This window comes from Sporichthya polymorpha DSM 43042 (assembly GCF_000384115.1).
GTDB lineage: Bacteria > Actinomycetota > Actinomycetes > Sporichthyales > Sporichthyaceae > Sporichthya > Sporichthya polymorpha.
On the sequence record NZ_KB913029.1, the window covers coordinates 4,452,829 to 4,473,832 of the forward strand.

20 protein-coding genes and 1 pseudogene are annotated in these 21,004 nt (G+C 72.0%); 6 read left to right on the plus strand and 15 right to left on the minus strand.

Going from position 1 to position 21,004, the window contains the following annotated elements:
* Positions 1–31: 31 nt before the first annotated feature.
* From SPOPO_RS0121685 to SPOPO_RS0121710, 6 genes are read right to left on the minus strand one after another with little or no spacing between them, the layout of a single operon-like run.
* Positions 32–520, minus strand: a complete 489-nt coding sequence (locus SPOPO_RS0121685) for a nitroreductase family deazaflavin-dependent oxidoreductase (RefSeq protein ID WP_211210942.1) — start codon at positions 518–520, stop codon at positions 32–34.
* The gene (locus SPOPO_RS0121690) at positions 508–1,545 is read right to left on the minus strand and encodes a hypothetical protein (RefSeq protein WP_019877197.1); all 1,038 of its coding nucleotides are present in this window, start codon (positions 1,543–1,545) and stop codon (positions 508–510) included. The genes SPOPO_RS0121685 and SPOPO_RS0121690 overlap by 13 nt, the downstream gene beginning before the upstream one ends.
* Entirely contained in the window at positions 1,542–2,321 is a 780-nt protein-coding gene (locus SPOPO_RS31020; RefSeq protein ID WP_245541797.1) for an SDR family NAD(P)-dependent oxidoreductase, read from the minus strand. The genes SPOPO_RS0121690 and SPOPO_RS31020 overlap by 4 nt, the downstream gene beginning before the upstream one ends.
* A gap of 5 nt (positions 2,322–2,326) precedes the next feature.
* Positions 2,327–3,904, minus strand: a complete 1,578-nt coding sequence (locus SPOPO_RS0121700; protein WP_019877199.1) for a PEP-utilizing enzyme — start codon at positions 3,902–3,904, stop codon at positions 2,327–2,329.
* Positions 3,901–4,365 (minus strand): Lrp/AsnC family transcriptional regulator, encoded by a 465-nt coding sequence (locus SPOPO_RS0121705; protein WP_019877200.1) that lies wholly within the window; start codon positions 4,363–4,365, stop codon positions 3,901–3,903. Before SPOPO_RS0121705 ends, SPOPO_RS0121700 begins: the two co-directional genes overlap by 4 nt.
* A gap of 3 nt (positions 4,366–4,368) precedes the next feature.
* The gene (locus SPOPO_RS0121710) at positions 4,369–5,481 is read right to left on the minus strand and encodes a M24 family metallopeptidase (protein ID WP_019877201.1); all 1,113 of its coding nucleotides are present in this window, start codon (positions 5,479–5,481) and stop codon (positions 4,369–4,371) included.
* Positions 5,482–6,082: 601 nt separating this feature from the next.
* Here SPOPO_RS0121710 and SPOPO_RS31025 point away from each other — a divergent pair.
* The 5 genes and pseudogenes from SPOPO_RS31025 to SPOPO_RS0121745 all read left to right on the plus strand — a co-directional run bounded on the left by SPOPO_RS31025 (position 6,083) and on the right by SPOPO_RS0121745 (position 11,393).
* Positions 6,083–7,464, plus strand: a pseudogene (locus tag SPOPO_RS31025) (HNH endonuclease signature motif containing protein).
* A 324-nt stretch (positions 7,465–7,788) separates the two neighbouring features.
* Positions 7,789–8,709 carry a 5'-3' exonuclease H3TH domain-containing protein gene (locus tag SPOPO_RS0121730; protein WP_028985009.1) on the plus strand — a complete coding sequence of 307 codons (921 nt, stop codon included), beginning with the start codon at positions 7,789–7,791 and terminating at the stop codon, positions 8,707–8,709.
* Between the two features lie 73 nt (positions 8,710–8,782).
* Positions 8,783–9,091: a putative quinol monooxygenase gene (locus SPOPO_RS0121735; protein WP_019877206.1), complete on the plus strand. Its 309-nt coding sequence runs from the start codon at positions 8,783–8,785 to the stop codon at positions 9,089–9,091.
* Between the two features lie 20 nt (positions 9,092–9,111).
* Positions 9,112–10,326 (plus strand): hypothetical protein, encoded by a 1,215-nt coding sequence (locus tag SPOPO_RS0121740; protein WP_019877207.1) that lies wholly within the window; start codon positions 9,112–9,114, stop codon positions 10,324–10,326.
* Positions 10,327–10,412: 86 nt separating this feature from the next.
* Positions 10,413–11,393, plus strand: a complete 981-nt coding sequence (locus SPOPO_RS0121745) for a phosphotransferase (protein ID WP_019877208.1) — start codon at positions 10,413–10,415, stop codon at positions 11,391–11,393.
* On the opposite strand, the gene SPOPO_RS0121750 is transcribed toward SPOPO_RS0121745, so the two are convergent.
* The 7 genes from SPOPO_RS0121750 to SPOPO_RS0121780 all read right to left on the minus strand — a co-directional run bounded on the left by SPOPO_RS0121750 (position 11,386) and on the right by SPOPO_RS0121780 (position 17,720).
* On the minus strand, positions 11,386–14,064 hold the full coding sequence (locus SPOPO_RS0121750; protein ID WP_051098681.1) for a DEAD/DEAH box helicase: 2,679 nt from the start codon (positions 14,062–14,064) through the stop codon (positions 11,386–11,388). The two genes, SPOPO_RS0121745 and SPOPO_RS0121750, sit on opposite strands and share 8 nt — an antisense overlap.
* A 25-nt stretch (positions 14,065–14,089) precedes the next feature.
* Positions 14,090–14,854 carry a twin-arginine translocase subunit TatC gene (gene tatC / locus SPOPO_RS0121755; RefSeq protein ID WP_019877210.1) on the minus strand — a complete coding sequence of 255 codons (765 nt, stop codon included), beginning with the start codon at positions 14,852–14,854 and terminating at the stop codon, positions 14,090–14,092.
* An 88-nt stretch (positions 14,855–14,942) separates the two neighbouring features.
* Complete coding sequence (locus tag SPOPO_RS35955) at positions 14,943–15,179, minus strand: Sec-independent protein translocase subunit TatA (protein ID WP_019877211.1); 237 nt, start codon at positions 15,177–15,179, stop codon at positions 14,943–14,945.
* 159 nt (positions 15,180–15,338) lie between these two features.
* Complete coding sequence (locus SPOPO_RS0121765) at positions 15,339–15,524, minus strand: hypothetical protein (RefSeq protein ID WP_019877212.1); 186 nt, start codon at positions 15,522–15,524, stop codon at positions 15,339–15,341.
* A 17-nt stretch (positions 15,525–15,541) separates the two neighbouring features.
* The gene (locus tag SPOPO_RS31030; protein ID WP_019877214.1) at positions 15,542–15,781 is read right to left on the minus strand and encodes a hypothetical protein; all 240 of its coding nucleotides are present in this window, start codon (positions 15,779–15,781) and stop codon (positions 15,542–15,544) included.
* The gene (locus SPOPO_RS0121775) at positions 15,778–16,755 is read right to left on the minus strand and encodes a helix-turn-helix transcriptional regulator (protein ID WP_033385147.1); all 978 of its coding nucleotides are present in this window, start codon (positions 16,753–16,755) and stop codon (positions 15,778–15,780) included. Before SPOPO_RS0121775 ends, SPOPO_RS31030 begins: the two co-directional genes overlap by 4 nt.
* Positions 16,752–17,720 carry a helix-turn-helix transcriptional regulator gene (locus SPOPO_RS0121780; protein WP_019877217.1) on the minus strand — a complete coding sequence of 323 codons (969 nt, stop codon included), beginning with the start codon at positions 17,718–17,720 and terminating at the stop codon, positions 16,752–16,754. Before SPOPO_RS0121780 ends, SPOPO_RS0121775 begins: the two co-directional genes overlap by 4 nt.
* Before the next feature lie 103 nt (positions 17,721–17,823).
* On the opposite strand from SPOPO_RS0121780, the gene SPOPO_RS0121785 reads away from it, so the two are divergent.
* The gene (locus SPOPO_RS0121785; RefSeq protein ID WP_028985010.1) at positions 17,824–18,939 is read left to right on the plus strand and encodes a DUF3866 family protein; all 1,116 of its coding nucleotides are present in this window, start codon (positions 17,824–17,826) and stop codon (positions 18,937–18,939) included.
* A 4-nt stretch (positions 18,940–18,943) separates the two neighbouring features.
* On the opposite strand, the gene SPOPO_RS31035 is transcribed toward SPOPO_RS0121785, so the two are convergent.
* Together SPOPO_RS31035 and SPOPO_RS0121795 are read right to left on the minus strand one after the other, a co-directional pair.
* Positions 18,944–19,915, minus strand: a complete 972-nt coding sequence (locus tag SPOPO_RS31035; protein ID WP_156870117.1) for an FKBP-type peptidyl-prolyl cis-trans isomerase — start codon at positions 19,913–19,915, stop codon at positions 18,944–18,946.
* A 34-nt stretch (positions 19,916–19,949) separates the two neighbouring features.
* Positions 19,950–20,948, minus strand: coding sequence for an FKBP-type peptidyl-prolyl cis-trans isomerase (locus SPOPO_RS0121795; RefSeq protein ID WP_019877220.1), 999 nt, complete (start codon positions 20,946–20,948; stop codon positions 19,950–19,952).
* Positions 20,949–21,004 lie beyond the last annotated feature (56 nt).

Sequence of the window (21,004 nt, forward strand, 5' to 3'; positions counted from 1 at the left end):
GCGTCTGTCCCCATTTGACCATTTGCAGACGTCAGCGGGGTTCGAGCAGGAAGACCGGGAACTCCCGGTCGGTCCGCTTCTTGTAGTCCTCGAAGGCCGGCCACATCCGCGAGAGGCGCGGCCACAGGGCCGTCATCTCCTCCGCGGTCGCCGGCCGGGCCCGGACCGCACGGCGCCGACCCCGGATGTCCACCTCGATCTCCGGGTGCGCACGCAGGTTGTGGTACCAGGCCGGGTTCACGTCCTGCCCACCCATCGACGCGACGACGACGAGGTCCTTCCCGTCCTCCAGGTAGATCACCGGCGTCGCCCGCGGCCGGCCCGTCTTCGCCCCGCGGTGGTGGAGGACGAGCAGCGGCGCTCCGTCGAAGTTGCCCATGACCCGGCCCTTGGTCCGCCGGAAGATCGCCACGTGGATCTTCGTCGCGATCTTCGTCAGGACGAAGAGCGGTCCGTCCGGCCGCGGGGTCGGCATCGCGGTGGTGAACCGCCCCCAGCGGCCCTTCTTCACACCAGCCATCGGGGCTCCGGTGGCAACGTCGAGTGCTCCAGCACGCCGTGTCCCTTTTCGCCCGTCTCCTCGATCACGAGCCGGCACAGGCGCTCGTAGTCGTTGAGGCGGCTCTCGGTGTCATCCTCGCCGAGCATGCGCAACTTCGCGATCGCCTCGGTGTGCGTCGCCCGGACGTGTCGAACCTCGCCGTCGGCGAAGGTGATCCGGAATCGCTCGAACCCCTCCGGACCGAGCGGCGGCGGGCCGCCGGGGTCGGCGACGCAGCCGACGACCGGGCGCGTCCCGTCGGCCGTGCTCTCGAACCCGCCGACCCGGTCGACCGGCCGGTGGATCCCCAGGGCCGACAGGTCGTAGAAACCGGTCACGTTGATGTTCCGGCTCGGAAACTGCAGCACCAGCCAGTAGTGCAGCGCCCCGACCTTGCCCGCGGGGTACTCCCAGGGGGCCGGGCCGGAGAACCGGTCGGACCAGGTGTGGTCGCGGTGGGCGAGCGTGTCGATCCGGCGCGTCTCACCGGCGCACGGACCACCCCGGATCTCGAACGTGCCGACCGCCCGCATCGCCTGCTCGTAGTGTCCGCCGTGCACCCCGGCCGCCGGCCGAAGGCCCTCCAGCGGACTGCCGCCCACACAGTCGTCGTAGTCGAAGGCGACGTGCCGGGCGGTGTAGGTGAGGTCGAAGGCGAACCGCGGGTGATCGAGGGTGAGGCGCACCGCCTCGAAGGGTTCGAGCACCTCGTAGGTCATCGCGCCGTCCGACCACGCGGTCTGGCCGTAGGACAGGCCGCCGACCTGCTTGCCGGTGTACATCTGGCCGACGCCGTCGATCCAGAACAGCGACTGGAACCGGCCGTACCCCCGGTTGGTGGCGACGTGCATCTGGCTGATGCCCCAGATGCCCGCGGACGGGTCGATCGCGCTCAGCCAGACCGTGTCCGCGAACAACCGGTCCGCAGCCTCCGGTGGAGGCGCGTGGAGTCCCTCGTCGACGGCACTGAGCCCGGGCGGGATCTTCGAGACGGCGGTGGTCATAGTGAACGCGGGAGTCCCTTCAGGAGCAGGTCCGACAGGGCCGTGAGCGAGTGCCGCAGCGCCACCGCGCCGGTCGCGGCGGCCGGCAGCACCAGCGTCCGGCGGCGGCCGGAGACGATGTGATCGGCGATGCGCCGCCCCACCACGTCCGCGCTCGGCGTGGGGACGACCTTGGCCAGTCGCACGGAGGCCGGACCGGCCACGGGGTCGGCCTGGTTCTCCCGGAGCAGGTCGGTGTCGACGCCGCCGAGCAGCACCAGTTGCGCGCAGACGCCCGTGCCGGCGAGTTCGCGCTGCAGGGCGCGCGTCAGGTAACTCAGGCCCGCCTTGCTCGACCCGTAGGCCGGGATGTTGCGCAGCGCCATCTCCCCCGCGAGCGACGAGACCGCGACGATCGCCCCGCGGCGGCGGGGAACCATCGCGGCCGCGGCGGCCCGTGAGAGCTCCGCCGGCGCGAGCAGGTTCGTCGTCAGGACGTCCCGCAGCGTCTGCGCGTCGAGGCGCGCCAGCGGTCCCATCCCCATCCGCGCGGCGTTGTTGACCAGCACGTCGACCGGGCCGTTGGCGGCCTCCGCCTCGGGCAGGACCGCGGCGACCCGGTCGAGGTCCGACAGGTCGATGGCCAGTGGAGTTCCGCCCACCTCCGCCGCGGCCTTCGCGATCCGGTCCGGGTTCGCCGCGAGCATGGTGACCCGCGCTCCCCGGGAGCGGCATTCCCGGGCCAGCGCGTAACCGATGCCGCGGCTCGCGCCGGTGATCAAGACATGACGATCCATCAGATTCACGGGGCCACCCCGACCACCTCGACGGTGCCCGCCCCACCGTCGACCCGGAGCAGGTCGCCCGTGCGCAGCCGGCGGGTTCCGCTGCCGGTGCCCATGACGCACGGGACCCCGAGCTCGCGGGCGACCACGGCGGCGTGGCTCAGCTCGCCGCCGATGTCGACCACGAGCGCGGCCGCGGTGAACATCAACGGACCCCAGCTGGGATCGGTGTAGGGCGCGACGAGGATCTCGCCGGGCTCGAAGTCCAGGTCGGCGGCGTCGAGGACCACGCGGGCCCGCGCCTCCACGACCCCCGGACTCACCCCGATGCCCTCCAGCATCGTCCCCGTCGCGACCATCAGATCGGCCACCGGGATCGGCGTCGGACGACCTCGCCAACCCGTCGGCAACGTGACGGCGAGATGCTCCGCCCGTTGGCGGCGGCGTTCCGCGACGAGGTCCTGGCGTGGCCGGTCGACGAACATCTCCTCGGCGGTCAGCAGGAAGACGTCGTCCGGGTCGTCGAGGTGCCCGGCCGCGGCGAGCAGTTCGCCGTTGCGCCGCGCCGCCGCCCGGGCCACGTCGAGCACCCGCAGGAACGAGACCTTGCCTACCCCGCGCAGCGGGATGACGCGTGCGGCGACGTGCAGGAGCCCCTGCGCCGGCCCGTGCTGCCAGCGCGGCAGCGCCGCCATCAGTTCGGCCTCGGCCGCGCTGCGCTCGACCGCCCGGGTGCGCACCACCTGCGCCGGGCTCTCGTCGCGGTCCCGGTACTGATCGAGGAGCTGCTCGACCGGGTGCGGGTTCTCCCGCCAGACCCGGCTGGCGATCTCGCCCTCGTCGTGGCCGTGGTACCCGTGCCGGGCGAGGAACTCGTCGAGGCTGATCCGGTCGCGGGACACCGCCCACAGATCGGCGACCACGTCCACCTCCGCGTGATTGCCGAGCCCGGCGGTGAGCCGCCCGACCAGGTCGGGACGCCCGGCGGCGGCGCACAACCGGACGATGCCGTCGTGGGCCGGCTGCACCGTCGCGAACACGCACGTGATGTGCGTCGACATCGCGACGACGAAGCGATCGGCGGCCAGCCGCCACAGGGCGCGGGCCTCGTCGCGGTTCAGCCGCGGGGCGCGGGCGATGTGCGAACTCCACCAGGGCCCGGTGGCGTCGTGGACGCGCCGCACCTCCTTCGGAGCCGCCGCGGCGGCTCGTGGGTACGCGGCCGCGATGGCCGGCAGCCGACGTGACGTCGGACGGGAGACGAAGTCCTCGGGCAGGCGGCCGAGCAGTTGCTCGGCGATCGCGGCACCGCTCGTGGCGGGCAGCCGGTCCCCCATCCGACCCATGAAGTCGACGTTGGCCGCGAGTCGCCCGTGGAACAACCCCATGACGCGGTTGCGGTCCCGGAGCGGGACGCGGCCGTGGCGGCGCTCCAGGGCCCCGACCGCGACCAGCGCGGCCCGGAGCCCGGCCTCGCCGCCACGCTTCCACAACGACCAGTTCAACGGTGTGAGTACCCCGGGCACGGCCTCCCCGACGTTGGAGGTCGACCAGTACGCCGTCGGGTCCCAGTCGCCGTCGAGCGGGTCGATCACGCAGTCGACCCCGAGGGTGCGCCCGTGCTCGGCGGCCGGCCCTCGTACGGGGTCGAGAGCACGATCGTGGTGCGGGTCGCGACGTTCGCCTTGCTACGGATCTCGGCGAGCAGCGCTTCCAGGTCGGAAGGCTTCCCCACCCGGACCTTGAGGATGTAGTTCTCGTCGCCGGCGACGCTGTGGCAGGCCTCGATCTCCCGGATGTCGGCCAGTGCCTCGGGCGAGTCGTCGGGGCGGCTCGGGTCGATCGGCTTGATCGAGATGAACGCGGTCAGCGGCAGTCCGAGCGCCTCGTGGTCGACGACCGCGGTGTAGCCGCGGAGAATGCCGCGCTGCTCGAGTCGGCGCACCCGCTGGTGCACCGCCGAGGTCGACAACCCGGTGTGCTTGCCGAGGTCGGTGTAGCTCATCCGACCGTCGGCGCACAGCAGGTCGATCAGCTGACGATCCAGTGCCTCCATCGCTCAGTCCGGGAGGACGATGAGCTCACGGGGCGTCAGATTCACCCGTTCGCCGCCGGAGTCGGTGCACACCACGATGTCCTCGATGCGCGCGCCGTGACGGCCGGGGAGGTAGATCCCCGGCTCGATCGAGAACGCCATGCCCGGCTCGAGGACCTCGGTGTTCCCCTCGACGATGTAGGGGTGTTCGTGACCCTCCATGCCGATGCCGTGGCCCGTGCGGTGGATGAAGTACTCGCCGTAGCCGGCGTCGGTGATGACCCGGCGGGCGACGCGGTCGATCTCCTGGCACTCGACGCCCGGCCGCACCGCGTCGCACGCGGCCATCTGCGCTTCGAGGAGGATCTCGTAGTAGCGCCGGAACTCCGCGTCCGGCTCCCCCACCGCGTAGGTACGGGTCTCGTCCGAGCAGTAGCCGGCCTCGGTGGTGCCGCCGATGTCGACGACGACGGGGTCGCCCGGCGCGATGACGCGGTCGGAGACGTCGTGGTGCGGGCTCGCGCCGTTCGGGCCGGACCCGACGATGATGAAGTCCGCGCGGACGTGGCCCTCGGCGACGATCGCGTCGCCGATGTCCCGCCCGACCTCGGCCTCGGTCCGCCCGGGCCGCAGCCACTCGGCGATGCGGGCATGGACGCGGTCGATCGCGGCCCCGGCCTCACGCAGCGCCTGGACCTCCTCGGGCGTCTTGCGGATGCGCAGCTCGCGCAGCACACCGCCGGCCAGCGCCTGCTCGACGCCGGGGATCCCGGCGCGCAGCCGGAGCACCTTCTCCGCCCACATGTGGTCGTCGAGGCCATAGACCTTCGCCGAGGCCGGCAGCAGCTGCCGCACCAGCGCGATCGGGTCGTCGGTCTCCTGCCAGTCCGCGATCTCCAGCCCGAGCTCCCCCACGCCGGCCGCCTCGGCCGCCGCCCGCTCCAGGAACGGGACGATCAGGACGGGGTCGGCGTCGGCCGGCAGGACCAGGCAGGTCAGCCGCTCCAGCGGCTTCGCCACGTAGCCGGTGAGGTACCGCAGGTCCGGCCCGGGGGTAATCAGCAGCGCGTCGAGCCCGGCCTCGGCCGTCGCCGCCTGCGCCCGCTTGAGCCGGGCTGTGAAGAGGTCGCTTCCCATGCGCCCATCCTGTCACCGTCACCCGCTCAACCCCTCCACTTGCCGGGAAGCGCCCTCACCCGCGTCTCGCGTCTGCTGTCTCGCGTCCAGGGCACCTCCTAACCCGGTGGCCCAGATGACGATCGCCCGCAGGACGGCGCCGCGCGGTAGGTCAGGGCGAGCTTGTCGTAGCGGATGGCCAATCCGCGCCATTGCTTGAAGATGTTGAACCCGCGGTCATCGCCGAGCCCAAGGATCAGACCGGCGACAGAAAACGAGGCGGCCAACGCGGCGGACGCCCACCGGCGTTCGCACGGGAGGAGTACGCCTTGTCCGCGCGCAGACGCTGCGGGCGGGTGCAGGGACGACCGCGCCCGATCCGCGGTACCCGTAGAAGGCTCGATCCGAGCCCACTGCATCGGTGAACACCGCAGTCCGCGTCATGGCTCGACGCTGCACCGATGCCCCAGATCAGTTGGGACATACGCCCCAGCGGCTTGGCAGCCACGTTTGACTGACTGAGCGTCAGAAAGTAGTGACAGTAGGGACTAATGAGGTCTTGACAGCACTAGAACATACGTTCGAACACGGGTAGAATCGTGGCATGTCCGCAGGGGTGGGGATGCATCCGGCACTGTCGACGATCGCCAGTGCGGTTGAGGACGTCCGCAAGGTCGCGGCGATGCTCACCGCGGACGAGGTCTGGACCTTCACCGACGCTGATCTCGAACTGATGGTGCGGGCGCAGTCCGAGCTCGACTCCGCGGGCTTTCTCTGGCCGACGGGAAGATCTCGACCGCGGTCTGGCTGGGACAGAAGCTGAACCTGCACCCGGCCGAAGCGCGGGCGCGGGTCAAGGACGCCGACATCCTGTCCCGCAAGGGCACCGCCACCGTCGAGGCGTTGGCTTCGGGGAAGCTGAACCGGGACCAGGCGCGTGCGGTGGCGCGGAGTCTGCGCAAGATCGAACCGGTCGGCTCCGCATCGGAACTCGCGAAAGCGGAGACGTTCCTGCTGGCCAAGTCCCACGGCGCGGGCCCCGGGGCGATCCTGCGGCTGGGCCGGCACATCGAAGAGGTCATCGACGAGGACGGCAAACCCCCGGCACCGGACCCGGACGACCCCACCGGTGACGCCCCGGCGGAGTCCAAGCGGGCGGCCCGCGCGCAGCGGAAGCGGTCGCTGACGATCACGGATCTGGGCAACGGGCTGCACCGCGTCCGCGGGGAGTTGACCGACGAGGTCGCCGCCCTCGTGAAGGCCGCGCTCGACCCCCTGGCCGCGCCCCGGCCCGCGGTGAACGGCGTCCGGGATGAACGCAGTGCGCCGCAGCGTCGCCACGACGCGCTCGGGGACGTGTTCCGCCAGTTCCTGCGCTTCGGTGATCTCCCCCCGTCCCACGGGGTGCGTCCGCACCTGCATGTGACCGCGTCGGTGGAGACGATGGCCGGGGACACCGGGCACCCGTTCGCCCGCACCGCGACCGGTGAGGACCTGGACATCGCGACCGTGCAGCGGATCGCCTGCGATGCCGGGATCACCCCGATCGTGGCGAACACCCTCGGGGTGCCGCTGGCGATGGGCCGCGAGGTCCGCACCGCCACCCCCGCCCAGTGGGCCGCACTCGTCGCCCGCGACATCGGCTGCATCGGCGAGGGCTGTACCCGTCCCGCCGCGTGGTGCGAAGCGCACCATATCGAGTGGTGGGACCGCGACGACGGACCGACCGACGTGGACAAGATGGCCCTGGTCTGCTCCCACGAACACTATCTGATCCGATCATCACCGCGCAGAGACCCACCGCAACCACTGACCGCGTTGCAAGGGAAGGGCTGGGGAGTGCGGATGGCCGCCGATGGCCACCCGGAGATGATCCCCCCGAAGTGGGTTGATTCCGAACAGAAGCCAAGACGCAACGCCCACTGGCAGCTCGTCCGCGACGGCCTCAAGGTTCCACCCGAGGAACCGGATCCACCAGCACCCGAATCGCCCTGCCGCGAGTAGCCCCGCCCTGCCGGCGTTGTGTCCGAAGAAGTGGTCGTTATTGCAGCCACATCGTCGGACGTAACGGCACGCCTAGCCGAGGATCTCGACGCTGATGCGGGCGGCGAGCTCGTCGACCGCCTTGTTCCGGGTGCGAGAGCTGCCATCGGTCGGCGAGCTCACTGCAGCGCTCCATGGCGCAGATCCTGACTTCCCCGAACTGCATCGGTTGTCGCCTTCCGCCGATTCGGCAATTCCACGTTCTCACCGGAATCTCCTGCGTCGAGCCCAGCGATGCCAGTCCGGGCACCCGCTCGTGGCAGGCTGACGGCTGTGGCTGAGCTGATGGTGCTGGACGCGGCGTCGATGTACTTCCGGGCGTTCTTCGGTGTCCCGGACTCCGTCCGGGCGCCGGACGGGACGCCGGTCAACGCCGTCCGGGGCTTCCTGGACTTCATCGCGCACCTGACCAAGCTCCGGCGGCCCACCCACCTGGTCGCCTGCATGGACTACGACTGGCGGCCGGCGTTCCGGGTCGAGGCGATCCCCACCTACAAGACCCACCGCGTGGCGGTGCCGGCGACGAACAGCAAGCCCGCCGAGGAAGAGGTCCCGGACGATCTCGAGGTCCAGGTCCCGATCATCACCGACGTCCTCGACGCGCTCGGGATCGTCCACCTCGGCGTCGAGGGCCACGAGGCCGACGACGTGATCGGCACCCTCGCCACCCGCGCCGACGGGCCGGTCGACGTCGTCACCGGTGACCGCGACCTGTTCCAGCTGGTCGACGACGAGCGGGCGGTGCGCGTCCTCTACATCGCCAAGGGCATCCGCAACCTGGAGATCGTCGACGAGGCGGCGGTGACGCGGAAGTACGGGATCCCCGGCCGTTCCTACGCCGCCTTCGCGAGCCTGCGCGGGGACCCGAGCGACGGGCTGCCCGGCGTCCCCGGCGTCGGCGACAAGACCGCCGCCGCGCTGGTGTCCGCGCACGGGGACGTCCCGGCGATCCTGGCCGCGGCGGAGGACCCGGACTCGGCGATGTCCCCCGCGGTGCGCCGCAAGCTGCGCGACGCGGCGGCGTACCTCGCCGTCGCCCCGAAGGTCGTCGAGGTCGTCCGCGACCTGCCGGTGCCGGACCTCGACGCCAGGCTCCCGGCCGCCCCGCGCGATCCCGAGGCGCTGCTCGCCCTCTCCGACCGGTGGGGCCTGGACAGCCCGCTCAACCGACTCCTCGGCGCGCTGTCCGAGGTCGCCGAACGCTGATGCGCCCGGCATAGGATCGCGAGGACCTGATCGCACCAGAATCCTGCAACCTCAACCGCAACGGAGCGACTCGATGCCGATCGTCATGCACGCGACCATGCCTGTGAAGCCGGAGATGCGGGAGCCGTTCCTGAACGCCATCCCGAAGCTCGTCGAGGCGAGCAACGCGGAGGAGGGCGTGCAGTTCTACCAGTGCTACGAATCCCTCTCCGAGCCCAACACCTTCGTGATGATCGAGGTGTACGCGGACAAGGCCGCGATGGACGCGCACCTGGCCAGCCCGCACTTCCAGCAGGCCGGCAAGGGCCTCGGCATGGTGCTCGCCGGCCCGCCGACCCTCACCTACTTCGAGGCCGGCGACGCCCAGAACCTCAAGCTGTAGCTCCAGCCCGGACTGACACGGTGCGCCGGTTCCTCGCCCCGCTGGTCCTGGCCGGCCTGCTCGCAGGCTGCGTCGACTCCGGGCCCGGGGCCGAGGACCGCACCCCCGTCGACCCGGCCACGGTCCCCGCGACCGCGGCCGCGGTCGACGGCCCGGCACTGCGCGGCACGGTCCGGGACACCGGCGGCACCGCCGTGTCCGGCGCCCGCGTCACCGTCACCCTGCTGCGCAGCAAGTCCGAGCGCGCCTCGATCGGCATCGGGGCGGCGTTCAGCCTCGGCCTGAGCTGCTTCGCCGACAAGCGCGGCTGCCGCGCGCCGACCGCCGAGGGCCTGAGCGCGCGCGACGGCACGTTCGCCGTGGGCATGCCGAAGAACAACGGCGACGCACCCGTCGCGGTCGCGCTCTCCGTGGTCGCGCCGGTGGGCGGGTCCGGCGAGAACCGCGTCGGCACCACCGTCACGCTGCCCGCCCGCATGGCCGAGGGCGGCACGTTCGACGTCCCGGTCGCGTCGGAACCGCTGAAACTGACCCGCAACCGCCAGGGCACCCGGCCCGGCCCCGAGCTGCGCGTGCAGATGCCGGCGACGAGCAAGGCGAAGGCGAGCGGCCCAGTTTCCGTGACGGTCACTCAGTTGCCCGCGGAGGGCGACGTCTCCGCCGCGACGGCCGACTTCACCGAGACTCCGGTCTCGCTCCCCTTCGATTTGCGCGTCGCCGAGGACAGTCGCCTGCTCGTCGCGGCCCACCGGGAGGGAAAGCTCGGCAACCGCCCGGTCACGCTCTCGGCCACCAGTGTGCTGGCGGGCACCGAGGTGCCCGCGTCCCGGGGCGCGTCCTGCCGCGTCACCGACAGCCGCGGCAAGCCGCTGGCCCAGGAGACCTGTGGGCTCACCGACGGCCGGCTCGGCAGCCCGTGGGACCCGGTCGACGACCCGCGCTGCGCCGACGGTCCGTGCCCGGGGACGGCGCAGAACGACCATCGGGACATCTACGTCACCCTGGACCGCCCGATCCCGGCGACGCTGCTCGTCGTCCGCGGGTGCGGCTTCACCTGCACCGTCGAGGTGTCGGCCGACGGCCGCACCTGGCGCGAGCTGCCCGCCCCGGCGGGCGCGGGCACCGACGGGTTCTACGTGCAGAAACTCTCCGGCGCCGCGGTGAAGGTGGTCCACGTCCGCACCGCCACCGGCGGGTTCTTCACGAAGCTGCGTGAGGTCAGCGTCTTCCGCTGAGGCCTGTTGTTCTCCGGGTCGGTCGCCTAGATTGTTTACGACTTGACCTTTTTCCGCGGGTTCCGAACAACGCGACGAGGAGAGACATGCCCCTGCCGATGAGCGTCGACGAGGTCGATTCCTGGCTGCAGGAGGTGCTGGGCGTCGAGAAGGTCGAGCAGACCGGAATCGTCTGGGGCACCGCGACCAAGGTCCTCGTCGAGGTCGCCCACCCGGACGGCAGCACCGCGCGTCTCTGTGTGAAAGGCGGGTTCCGGCCCGAGCTGCTCGCGATCATGTCCGCCGGGTACCAGGCGGAGGCGCTGTTCTACCGGGACGTCGCCCCGCAGCTTGAGGCGGGCATCCCGCGCTGCCACCACGCCGCGGTCGAGGGCCGGCAGGGCATCGTCATCCTCGACGACGTGATCGCCGCCGGCGCGCGCGTCAACGACCCGCGCGTGCCCATGACGGTGGACCAGGTTTCCGACGGCCTCGTGTCGATGGCGGCCTGGCACCGGCGCGGGGACCTGCAGCTCGACTGGATGCCGCCGTTCCCGTACTACCGTCCGATCGTCGACAGCCTCTTCGCCCCCGAGCACTGGGACGCCTACATCGGGCAGACCACCGCGGGCCCGGTCCTCGAGGTCTTCGCCGAGCGCGAGCAGATCGGCGCCGCCTATAAGCGGCTGTGGGCCGCCCAGGACGCGCGGCCGGCCACGTTCGTCCACGGCGACGCGAACCCGACCAACGTGTACTTCGGCGCCGACGGCTCGACGCGCTTCCTTGACTGGCAGTTCGCCTGCCGGACCGACGCCTACCAAGACGTCGCGTGCTTCCTCGTCGGCTCGCTGAGCACCGAGGACCGCCGCGCGAACGAGCAGGCTCTGCTGCGCGAGTACCTCGCCGCCCGGGGCGAGGGCGCCGAGAGCTTCGACGACGCCTGGACCGCGTACCGGACCAACGCCGTCTACGGCGCGGTCTACTGCCTCACCCCCGAGGAGATGCAGCCCGCGACCGTCCGCGCGCCCCTGGCCGACCGCTACGCCCAGGCCGCCCTCGACCTCGAGACGCTGAGCCTGCTCAGGTGACGGAGGAGTAGGCGACGACGCCGCGGCGGACGGAGTCGATGGCGGCGTCGGCGGTGGCGCGGAGCTCCGGGTCGGCGGCCTTCGCGATCTGGCCGAGGAGGTCGATGAGCTGCTTGCACCAGCGGACGAAGTCGCCCGCGGTCAGGTCGGCGTCGCGGAGGACGGACTCGAGCCCGCGGCCGTTCGCCCAGCGGTAGGTCGCCCAGACGAAACCGAGGTCGGGCTCGCGGAGGAAGTCGAGGCGGTGCCGGCGCTCGACCTGCTCCAGGTCACCCCAGAGCCGGACCATCTCCGCGAGGGTCTCGCGGACCGGCCCGTCGGGCAGCCGAGGCGGGCCGGCGTCCTCGGAGCTGCGTGACTCGTAGGCGAGCGCGGAGACGACGGCCGCGAGCTCGGCATGGTTGAGGCCGTTCCACAGACCCTGCCGAAGGCACTCGGCCGCCAGCAGGTCGAGCTCGGTGTAGAGCCGCTTGAGCCGCTCGCCGGCCGGGGTCACGCGGTCGTCGGCGAGGTAGTCCAGGTCGGTGAGCACCCCGCACACCCGGTCGAACGTGCGGGCCACGGTCGCGGTGCGGCCGGCGACGCGGGCCCGCAGCTTGTCGGTGTCGGCCGCGAGCCGCTTGTGCCGCGCGGCCCAGCGGGCGTGGTCCTCCCGGTCGGGGCACGCGTGGCACGGGTGGGCACGGATGGCCGCGCGCAGGCGCGCGATCTCGCTGTCCTCGTTCGCGGCGGACGGCCCGCGGCTGCGGCGGGCGTACGACCGGTACGTGGGGCCGTCCGCGTACGGCCGCAGCGTGGACGCGAGGTCGCGCCGGGACTGCGGCGAGCGCGGGTTGAACGACTTCGGGACCTTGACGCGGTCCAGCGGCTCGACCGGCACCGGGAAGTCCGCGAGCGCGAGCCGCCGGTACTGCCGGTCGGCAGTCACCACGGCAGGACGCGGGTCCTCCTCGTTCGGCGCCACCCCCGGGTCGATGACGACGGCGACACCGGCGAAGCGGCCCCGCGGGACGACGATGACGTCGCCCCGCTTGAGCTTCTCCAGCGAGGCGGCCGCCTCGGCGCGACGGTCACCGGACCGCTGCCGGGACATCTCCTTCTCGCGCGCGGTGAGAGCCTCACGCAGGCCGTGGTACTCGGCGAAGTCGCCGAGGTGGCAGGTCATCGCCTCGGTGTAGCCGGCCAGGCCCTCGTCCTGCTTGCGGACCTGCGCGGCGAGGCTGACCACCGACCGGTCCGCCTGGAACTGCGCGAACGAGGTCTCGAGCAGGGCACGGGCACGCTCGCGGCCCATCTGCCCGACGAGGTTGATCGCCATGTTGTAGCTCGGGCGGAAGCTCGACCGCAGCGGGTACGTGCGGGTCGAGGCGAGGCCGGCGACCACGATCGGGTCCAGGTGCGGGTTCCACAGCACGACGGCGTGGCCCTCGACGTCGATGCCCCGCCGGCCGGCCCGGCCGGTCAACTGGGTGTACTCCCCCGGCGTCACGTCGGCGTGGGTCTCGCCGTTCCACTTGACCAGCTTCTCCAGCACGACCGACCGCGCCGGCATGTTGATGCCGAGCGCGAGGGTCTCGGTGGCGAAGACGGCCTTCACGAGCCCCTTCACGAACAACGTCTCGACGACCTCGCGGAACGCGGGCAGCATTCCGGCGTGGTGGGCGGCGATGCCGCGCTCGAGGCCGTCGCGCCAGCCTTCGTAGCCGAGGACGACGAGGTCCGCCTCCGGGATCGAGGACGTCGCGGCGTCGACGATCGCGCGGACCTGCCGCCGCTCCTCGGTGTTGTTCAGCCGCAGGCCGGCGCGCAGGCACTGCTCCACCGCGGCGTCGCAGCCGGCCCGGCTGAAGATGAACGTGATGGCGGGCAGCAGCGCCTCGCGGTCGAGCCGGACGATCACCTCGGCGCGGCTCGGCGTGTAGACGCCCGAGCGCTGGCGCTGCCCGCCACGCGGGCCACCCCGCCCACCCCCGCGTCGCCGGTCCCCCGGCCGTCCGCCGCTGCGCACGATGCGGAGCAGCTCGGGGTTGACCTTCTGGTGGTCGTCGTCGACGAACAGGTCGGAGATCGAGTCGCCGACCATGATGTGCTGCCACAGCGGCACCGGCCGGTGCTCGGAGACGATCACCTCGGTGTGGCCGCGAACGGTCTGCAGCCACTCGCCGAACTCCTCGGCGTTGGACACGGTCGCCGACAGCGAGACCAGCGTGACCGACTCCGGGAGGTGGATGATCACCTCCTCCCACGCCGCGCCGCGGAACGGGTCGGCGAGGTAGTGCACCTCGTCCATCACCACGAACTCGAGCCCGCGCAGGGTCGAGGACCCGGCGTAGAGCATGTTGCGCAGCACCTCGGTGGTCATGACGACCACCGGCGCCTCGGAGTTGATCGAGTTGTCGCCGGTCAGCAGGCCGACGTTCTCCGGGCCGTGCCGGCGCACCAGGTCCGAGTACTTCTGGTTCGACAGCGCCTTGATCGGCGTCGTGTAGAAGCACTTGTTCCCGCGGGCGAGCGCGAGGTGGACCGCGAACTCCCCGACGAGGGTCTTGCCGGCCCCGGTCGGGGCCGCCACGAGCACGCCCGCACCGCCTTCCAGCGCCGCACAGGCCTCGCGCTGGAAGGGGTCGAACGGGAACGGGAAGCCCGCCGCGAAGGCGGAGAGTTCGGTCATGCCGCCGGTCACCGGTCGCGTGCGATCAGGGCAGGTCCTCGTGCTCACCCGTCAGCACTGCCCGCTTGCGCGCCTTCCGATCCATCAAGGTCGTCACGATGATCGCGACGCCGTACAGGACGGTCATCGGGGTCATCAGCGCGATCATCGAGTACGGGTCGGGCGTCGGGGTGGCGATCGCGGCGAAGACGGCGATGCCGAACACCATCTGCCGCCACCAGCTGCGGATCTGCGCCGCCGAGATGACGCCGGCCAGGTTCAGCGTGATCAGGATCAGCGGCAGCTCGAACGACAACCCGAACACGAACAGCATGCGGAGCACGAAGTCGAGGTACTCGTCGAGCGAGACGAGGTTGCTGACGTTGCCCGGGTTGAAGCCCAGCAGGATCCGGACGGCCGTCGGCAGGATGATGTAGGCCAGCGCGCCCCCGGCGCAGAACAACGGCCCGCCGATGAACACGAACAGGTAGGCCCACCGCTTCTCCCGGCGGTGCAGGCCGGGGGCGAGGAACGCCCACAGCTGCCACAACCAGAGGGGCAGCGAGATCACCAGGCCGACGTAGAGCGCAACCTTGAGCTGCAGGGCGAGGGGCCCGATGACGCCGGTGACGACGAGCGCGCCGCACTGCTTGTCGCTGACGCCCTCGACGCCGGCTTCACAGACCGGCTCGATCAGGAAATCAATGATTTCCTCGTAGAAGATGAACCCGACGATGCTGCCGACGGCAATCGCGATGACAGCGCGGATCAGCCGGGTCCGTAGTTCACGGAGATGATCCAGAAGGGGCATGCGCCCTTCTGGGTTGTCCGGGCGTCCGCGGTGCCTCGGGCCGGTGGTGGAGGTCACCGCTGTGGGGGGTGCCGGGGTGCCGAGCTACTCAGAGCTCGGTGCGGTTCGGCTCGTCCGACCGCGTCGACGGCGGCGGCGCCACGTCGTCGTTGGAGGTGACCTCGCGGGGCGCGTCCTTCTTCTCGTCGTCCTCGCTGATCGTCTTCTTGAAGATCTTCAGGGACTGACCGACCGACTTCGCCGTCTCGGGAAGGCGCTTCGCACCGAACAGCAGGACGACGATCACGAGGATCAACGTCAGTTCCAGCGGGCCAAGGTTGCCCATGTGTCGGCTCTCCAAGTTCGGGGACGCGTACCTGTACCTGAGAGTACTCCTCAGACGCCGGGCCGGTGGAAAGTCCGAAATGTCTTCCCACCGAACGGTCGGATCTTTAGCCGACCGGCCAATCAGCCACGACGAGCGGGACCTCGCAGGACGCAGATGCTAATCGCGCCGAGCGGGCAGATGTTGCGCTGCCACGTCCAACCGGGTGCTCGCGTCGGCGAGCTCGTCGGCGACCCGCCCGACCTCACGGCCGAGCTCCTTCACCAGACGCCACAGGCGCAGGGTGGGCACGACGAGCACCAACAGACCCAGGACGCCGCAGACGACCCAGACAGCGACCAGCATCCGGGCAGGCTAGCCCACTACCGGCCCACCGTCCGCACCGCGGGCACGCGGCGGGCGAGCAACGCGCCGGCGACGTCCTTGGTCGCCTCGCGGCGCACGCGTTGCCCGCAGTCCGGGCAGGTGAACGTGTAGTACGAGGCGCCCGGGGCGTTCACGACCACCAGCCGCACCTCCCGCGGCGGCACCCGGACGTGGCCGCAGTCCGGGCAGGTGACCTTGAGCGGGGCCGGGGGTGCCGGCTTCTCCGGCTCGATCACACCGCACCTCCACCCGCCGCGTAGTGCTCGAGCGCCGCGGCCGCGGTGGCGCGCACGCGTTCGGCCAGCTCCGGCGGGTCCACCAGCGTCGCGGACGGGCCGAGGCGCATGGCGAGGCGGACCATCCACTCCGGGTCACCGCTGCGCAGGCGCACGTAGCGGCGCCCGTCCTCGAGCTCGGTGACCTCGTCGCAGGGGTAGTACTCGGTCACCCAGAGCGCCTCGCGCTCCAGCTCCAGGCCGGCGATCGTGTCGTTCGGCGAGGGCGAGAACAGGCCGGAGTCGAGGTCGTGGGCGACGGCACCGGCCGGGACCTCGGCGGGGACGTCCAGGACCTCCAGCGCGACGACGCGGTCCAGCCGGAACAGCCGGACGTCCTCGGCCCGGTGGCACCAGCCCTCCAGGTAGGTCCGCCCGTCGACGAGCGCGAGGCGCATCGGGTCCACGTCGCGCTCGGTGGTCTCGTCGCGGCCGGGAACGTAGTAGCGCAGGTGCAGGCGCCGCTTCTCGGCGAGCGCGCGCCGCGCGTCGGCGAGCACGCGCTCGTCCGGCTGCGGCCCGACGTCGACGCCCACCTTCTCGTCGGCCTTGCCGGCGGCCGCCCCGGCGACCTCCTGCAGCTTCGCCATGGCCTTGTCGAGCGCGACGCGGTCGTGGGTGCCGGGCAGCGCCGCGAGCAGGCGCAGGCCGACCAGCAGCGTGGCGACCTCCTCGGGGCCGAGCCGCAGCGGCCGGGCGATGGTGTCGGCGTTGCCGAGGTAGACCAGCCCGTCCTCCCAGTCGGCCTCGATGAGGTCGTCGGGCAGGTGCCCGGGCAGGCCGCACACGAAGAGCAGCAGCAGATCCTTCTCGAGCTGGTCGACGGTGATCCCGGCGTCCCGCGCGGCCTGTTCCATCGGGATGCCCTGCCGGTTCAGCAGGTACGGGACGAGGGCGAGCAGGCGCGACAACCGCTCGGACGCTCCCTGGCTCACGCGACACCTGCCAGCGCGCGCAGCCGGGCCACGACGGCGTCGCGCACCTCGTCGGGCCCGTCCACGACGACCGCGGCTCCGTAGGACACGAGTTCCTCGGCCAGGATGTCGGCGCCGGTGAACTCGACGTGCAGGGTGTCCCACTCCGAGCCGGTCTCCTCCGCGAGGGAGATCGAGGCCGCCCGCGAGCGCAGGCCGTACGCCGACCCGGGCCGGGCCCGGACGACCGCGGTCTCCCGCGGGGCGGCGGGCATCATCCGGCGCAGCTCCTCGCGGATGTCGACCTCGGGTGGCTTGACGACCGACCCGGGCGCGCCGGTGACCTTGATCGGACCGGAGATCCGCGACAGGCGGAACACCCGGGACGCCTGCCGGTCGACGTCGAAGCCGACCAGGTACCACCTGCCGTTCCGCACGCCGAGACCCCAGGGCTCGACCCGGCGCCGGGCCGGGGTGTCCGCGGGCGGGGTCCGGTAGTCGAAGCTGACCGACCGGCCCTCGAAGGAGGCCGACCACAGGGGCTGCAGGGCGGGGTCGTCGCCGACGCGGGGTTCGAGGCCGGCCATCGCGGTCTCGTCCGGGTCGACGCCGGCAGCGCGCAGCTTCAGCAACGCCGTCCCGGCCGCGTGCGAGAGCGACGCCTGCCGCCAGGCCCGGGCCGCGAGACCGAGGACCGCGAGTTCCTCGGGAGTGAACGTCACCTCGGGCAGCGCGTAGGCGCCGCGGTCGATCCGGTAGCCGATCTCGTCGCCGAACAGCGCCTCGTGGGTGCCGGTCTCCAGCGGGATCCCGAGCTCGCGCAGCTCGTCCTTGTCCCGCTCGAACATGCGCTCAAAGGCCTCGTCGGTGGGGCACTCCGCGTAGGCGGTCACCGCGGCGCGGATCTGCTCCTTGGTGAGGAACCGACGCGCCGCCAGCAGGCAGATGGTGAGGTTGAGCAGGCGCTCGGTGCGCTTCGCCGACATCGTCGCGTCCTCCTCCCGGATCGCTCCCGGACCGTCCCGGATCGCTGAACGGTACCCGGCGGCGCGAGCGGCTCGGCGGACCCACGCCTGTACCGTCTCGGGCGTGATCCACTGGCGGCGGGCCCGTGTGCAACGGGTGATCCGGGAGTGGCAGGGCGCGGTCGAACTCGAGGTCGCTCTCGTCCCGTCCGACCCTCGAACCGGTGGCGACGGGCCGGACGCGGGAACGGTGCGCGCGCTGGCCTATCCGGCCCTGGTCGGCCGTCCCGAACCCGGCGACGAGGTGCTGCTCAACGCCGGCGCGCTGATACGGAACCTCGGCACCGGCGGGTACGCGCCGGTCGTCGCGGTGCCGGACCGCCTCCCGGCGGACCCCGGTGCGGACGGGCACCTCGTCAAGGCGCGCTACACCCCGCTGCAGGCGCTCGTCGACGGCGCCGACGAGCAGGGCTCGGCGCACCACGGGGTTCTGCGCGACGCGGACTCCGTCGGCGGGATGCCGGTCGTCACCGCCGACCTGCACTCCGCGCTGCCGGCCATCTGCGTCGCGGCGACCGCGGACCGGCCCGGAGTGCGGATCGCCTTCGTCATGACCGACGGCGGGGCCCTGCCGGCCTGGTTCTCCCGCACCGTCGACGGCCTGCGCCGGATGGGCCTGCTGGTCGGGACCGTCACCACCGGCCAGGCGTTCGGCGGGGACCTGGAGTGCGTCTCGCTGCACTCGGGGCTGCTCGCGGCGCGACTCGTCCTCGACGCGCACATCGCGGTCGTCGCCCCGGGGCCGGGGAACCTGGGCACCGGCACCCGCTGGGGGTTCTCCGGCGTCGCCGCCGGCGACGCGGTGAACGCCGCCGCCGTCCTCGGCGGCCGCCCGGTCGCGTCGCTGCGCGTCTCCGCCGCCGACCCCCGCGAGCGCCACCGCGGCGTCTCGCACCACAGCCTGACCGCCTACGGCCGGGTCGCGCTCGCCCCCGCGGACGTCCCCGTGCCGGACCTGCCCGGCGAGTTCGGTGAACGAGTCCGCACGCAGTGCGCGTCCCTGGCCGAGCGGCACCGCCTGGTGCCGGTCGACCTCACCGGCCTGCCGGAGGCGCTCGCCGCGAGCCCGGTGATCCTGTCGAGCATGGGCCGCGGACTCGACGACGACCCGCCGTGCTTCCTCGCCGCGGCCGCCGCCGGCCGCTGGGCGGCCGGGCTCCTGGACCCAGCGGCGGACTGAGCAGTCAGGCCTTGGCCGGGGTGTTGTAGGCGCCGAGGATGTCGACGACGAAGACGAGGGTGTCGGTGCCCTGAATGTCGGCGCCGGGGTTGCCCTCCTTGCCGTAGCCGAGCTTCGGCGGGATCACGAGCAGCACGCGGCTGCCGACCCGTTGGCCGGCCAGGCCCTGGACCCAGCCCTCGATGACGCCGGGTTCCCCGGTCTGCGGGTCGGTGCCGGCGACGCGGGCCGCGAACGGCCCGCGGTCGGGCTTCCAGGAGCTGTCGAAGACGACGCCGTTGCGCCAGATGACACCGGTGTACTGCGCGACGATCTCCTGGCCCTTCTCGACCTTCGGACCCTTGCCGACGAGCAGCGGCTCCGCGACCAGGCCGGAGGGCGGGTCGTTCTTCGGGATCGTGATCTTCGGGTTCTTGCCCGCGGTGACCTTGGGCAGGTTCGCGCCCGGCGCGGTCTTCGGCGCGGTGCCGTCGATCAGGGCGTCCTTGCCGAACGCGTCGAGGATGTCGAAGACGAAGACCAAACTGTCCTCGGGCTGGACGCCGATCTGCGGATTGCCCTGCTCGCCGAACCCGTCGGCCGGCGGGGTCACGAGAACGACCCGGGACCCGACCTTGACGCCCGGCAGCTTCTTCGCGACGCCGGGGACGATCTCGTCGATCGACGCGATCAGGACCCGCTTGGCCGAGAACGTGTCGACGTACGGCGGGATCTCCTTGCCGTCGGTGCTCCAGACCTGGCTCTTGAGGTCCGCGACCAGCATGTCGCCGGCGGCGAGCGCACGGCCCTTGCCCTCGGTGAGCACCTGGAGCTCGGACTCCTTCGGCGGTGCCGAGTTCGAGGTGATCTCGGGAACGACGCCGACCTCCGCGCTGGAGACCGTCGGGAACGCGAACGTCTTGTCGTCGTCCCCGCCACACGCGGCGGGCAGGATCAGGGCGGTCAGGAGCGGGAGCAGCATCAGAAGTCGGCGCACCCGCGCAGCCTAGGTGCGCGACCTTGGCGTCCGGTCAGGTGGTCGCCTTGCCGTAGGCGCCGAGGATGTCGATGACGAACACGAGCGTGTCCGTTCCCTGAATCCCGCCCTCCGGGTTGCCGGCCTTGCCGTAGCCGAACTTCGGCGGGACGACGAGCAGGATCCGGGAGCCGACCCGCTCCCCCACGAGGGACTTGACCCAGCCCTCGATCACGCCGGACTCCCCGGTCTGCGGGTCGGACTTCGCGATCCGCGCCGCGAACGGGTGCCGCCCCTTGTCCCAGGACGAGTCGAAGACCTTCCCGTCGCGCCAGAGGACGCCGACGTACTGGGCGAGGACCGACTCGCCCTCCTCGATCCTCGCGCCGGAGCCCTGCCGCAGGAGCCGTTCGACCAGGTCGGTCGGGGCCGCGCGCGGCGGCACGGTGATCTTCGGGTTCTTGTCGCCCGTCACGGTGGGCAGCGCGGGGTCGGGGGCGAGCGGAACCGGCTTGCCGGCGGCCATCGTCCCCGGGGCGACCGAGTCGAGCACGTCGAGCACGAACATCAGGGTGTCGTCGGGGAAGATCCCGACCCCGGAGTTGCCCTGCTCGCCGAAGCCGTCCGCGGGCGGGGCGACGATCAGGACGCGCGAGCCGATCCTGACCCCGGGCAGCACCTTCTCCCAGGCCGGGACGACGCTGTCCACCGGGCGGATCAGGGCCTGGCCGGTGCTGAACGAGTTCACGAACGCCGGCAGGTCCACGCCGTCGGGGTCCCAGACCTGGCCCTTGACCCGGACGACGACGACGTCGTCCGCGCCGACCGCGCGGCCCTTGCCCTCGAACAGGACCTTGCTCTGCGTCGTGTCCGGCGGCGCCGTGCTGGAGACGATCTTCGGCTCCGCCCCCGGCTTGGTCTCGGACACCGTCGGGAACGCGAACGGCGCCACCGATCGGGAGGCGTTCGGGTCGCCGCCGTCGTCGTCCCCGCCGCCGCAGGCGGCGGGGAGCAGCAGAACAGCGGCGAGCAGCAGGGTGGGAGCTCGGCGCACGCCCGCAGCCTAGTGATCGAGGCTGGGAGATTCCCCGGCTGACGGGCGGTTCGTAC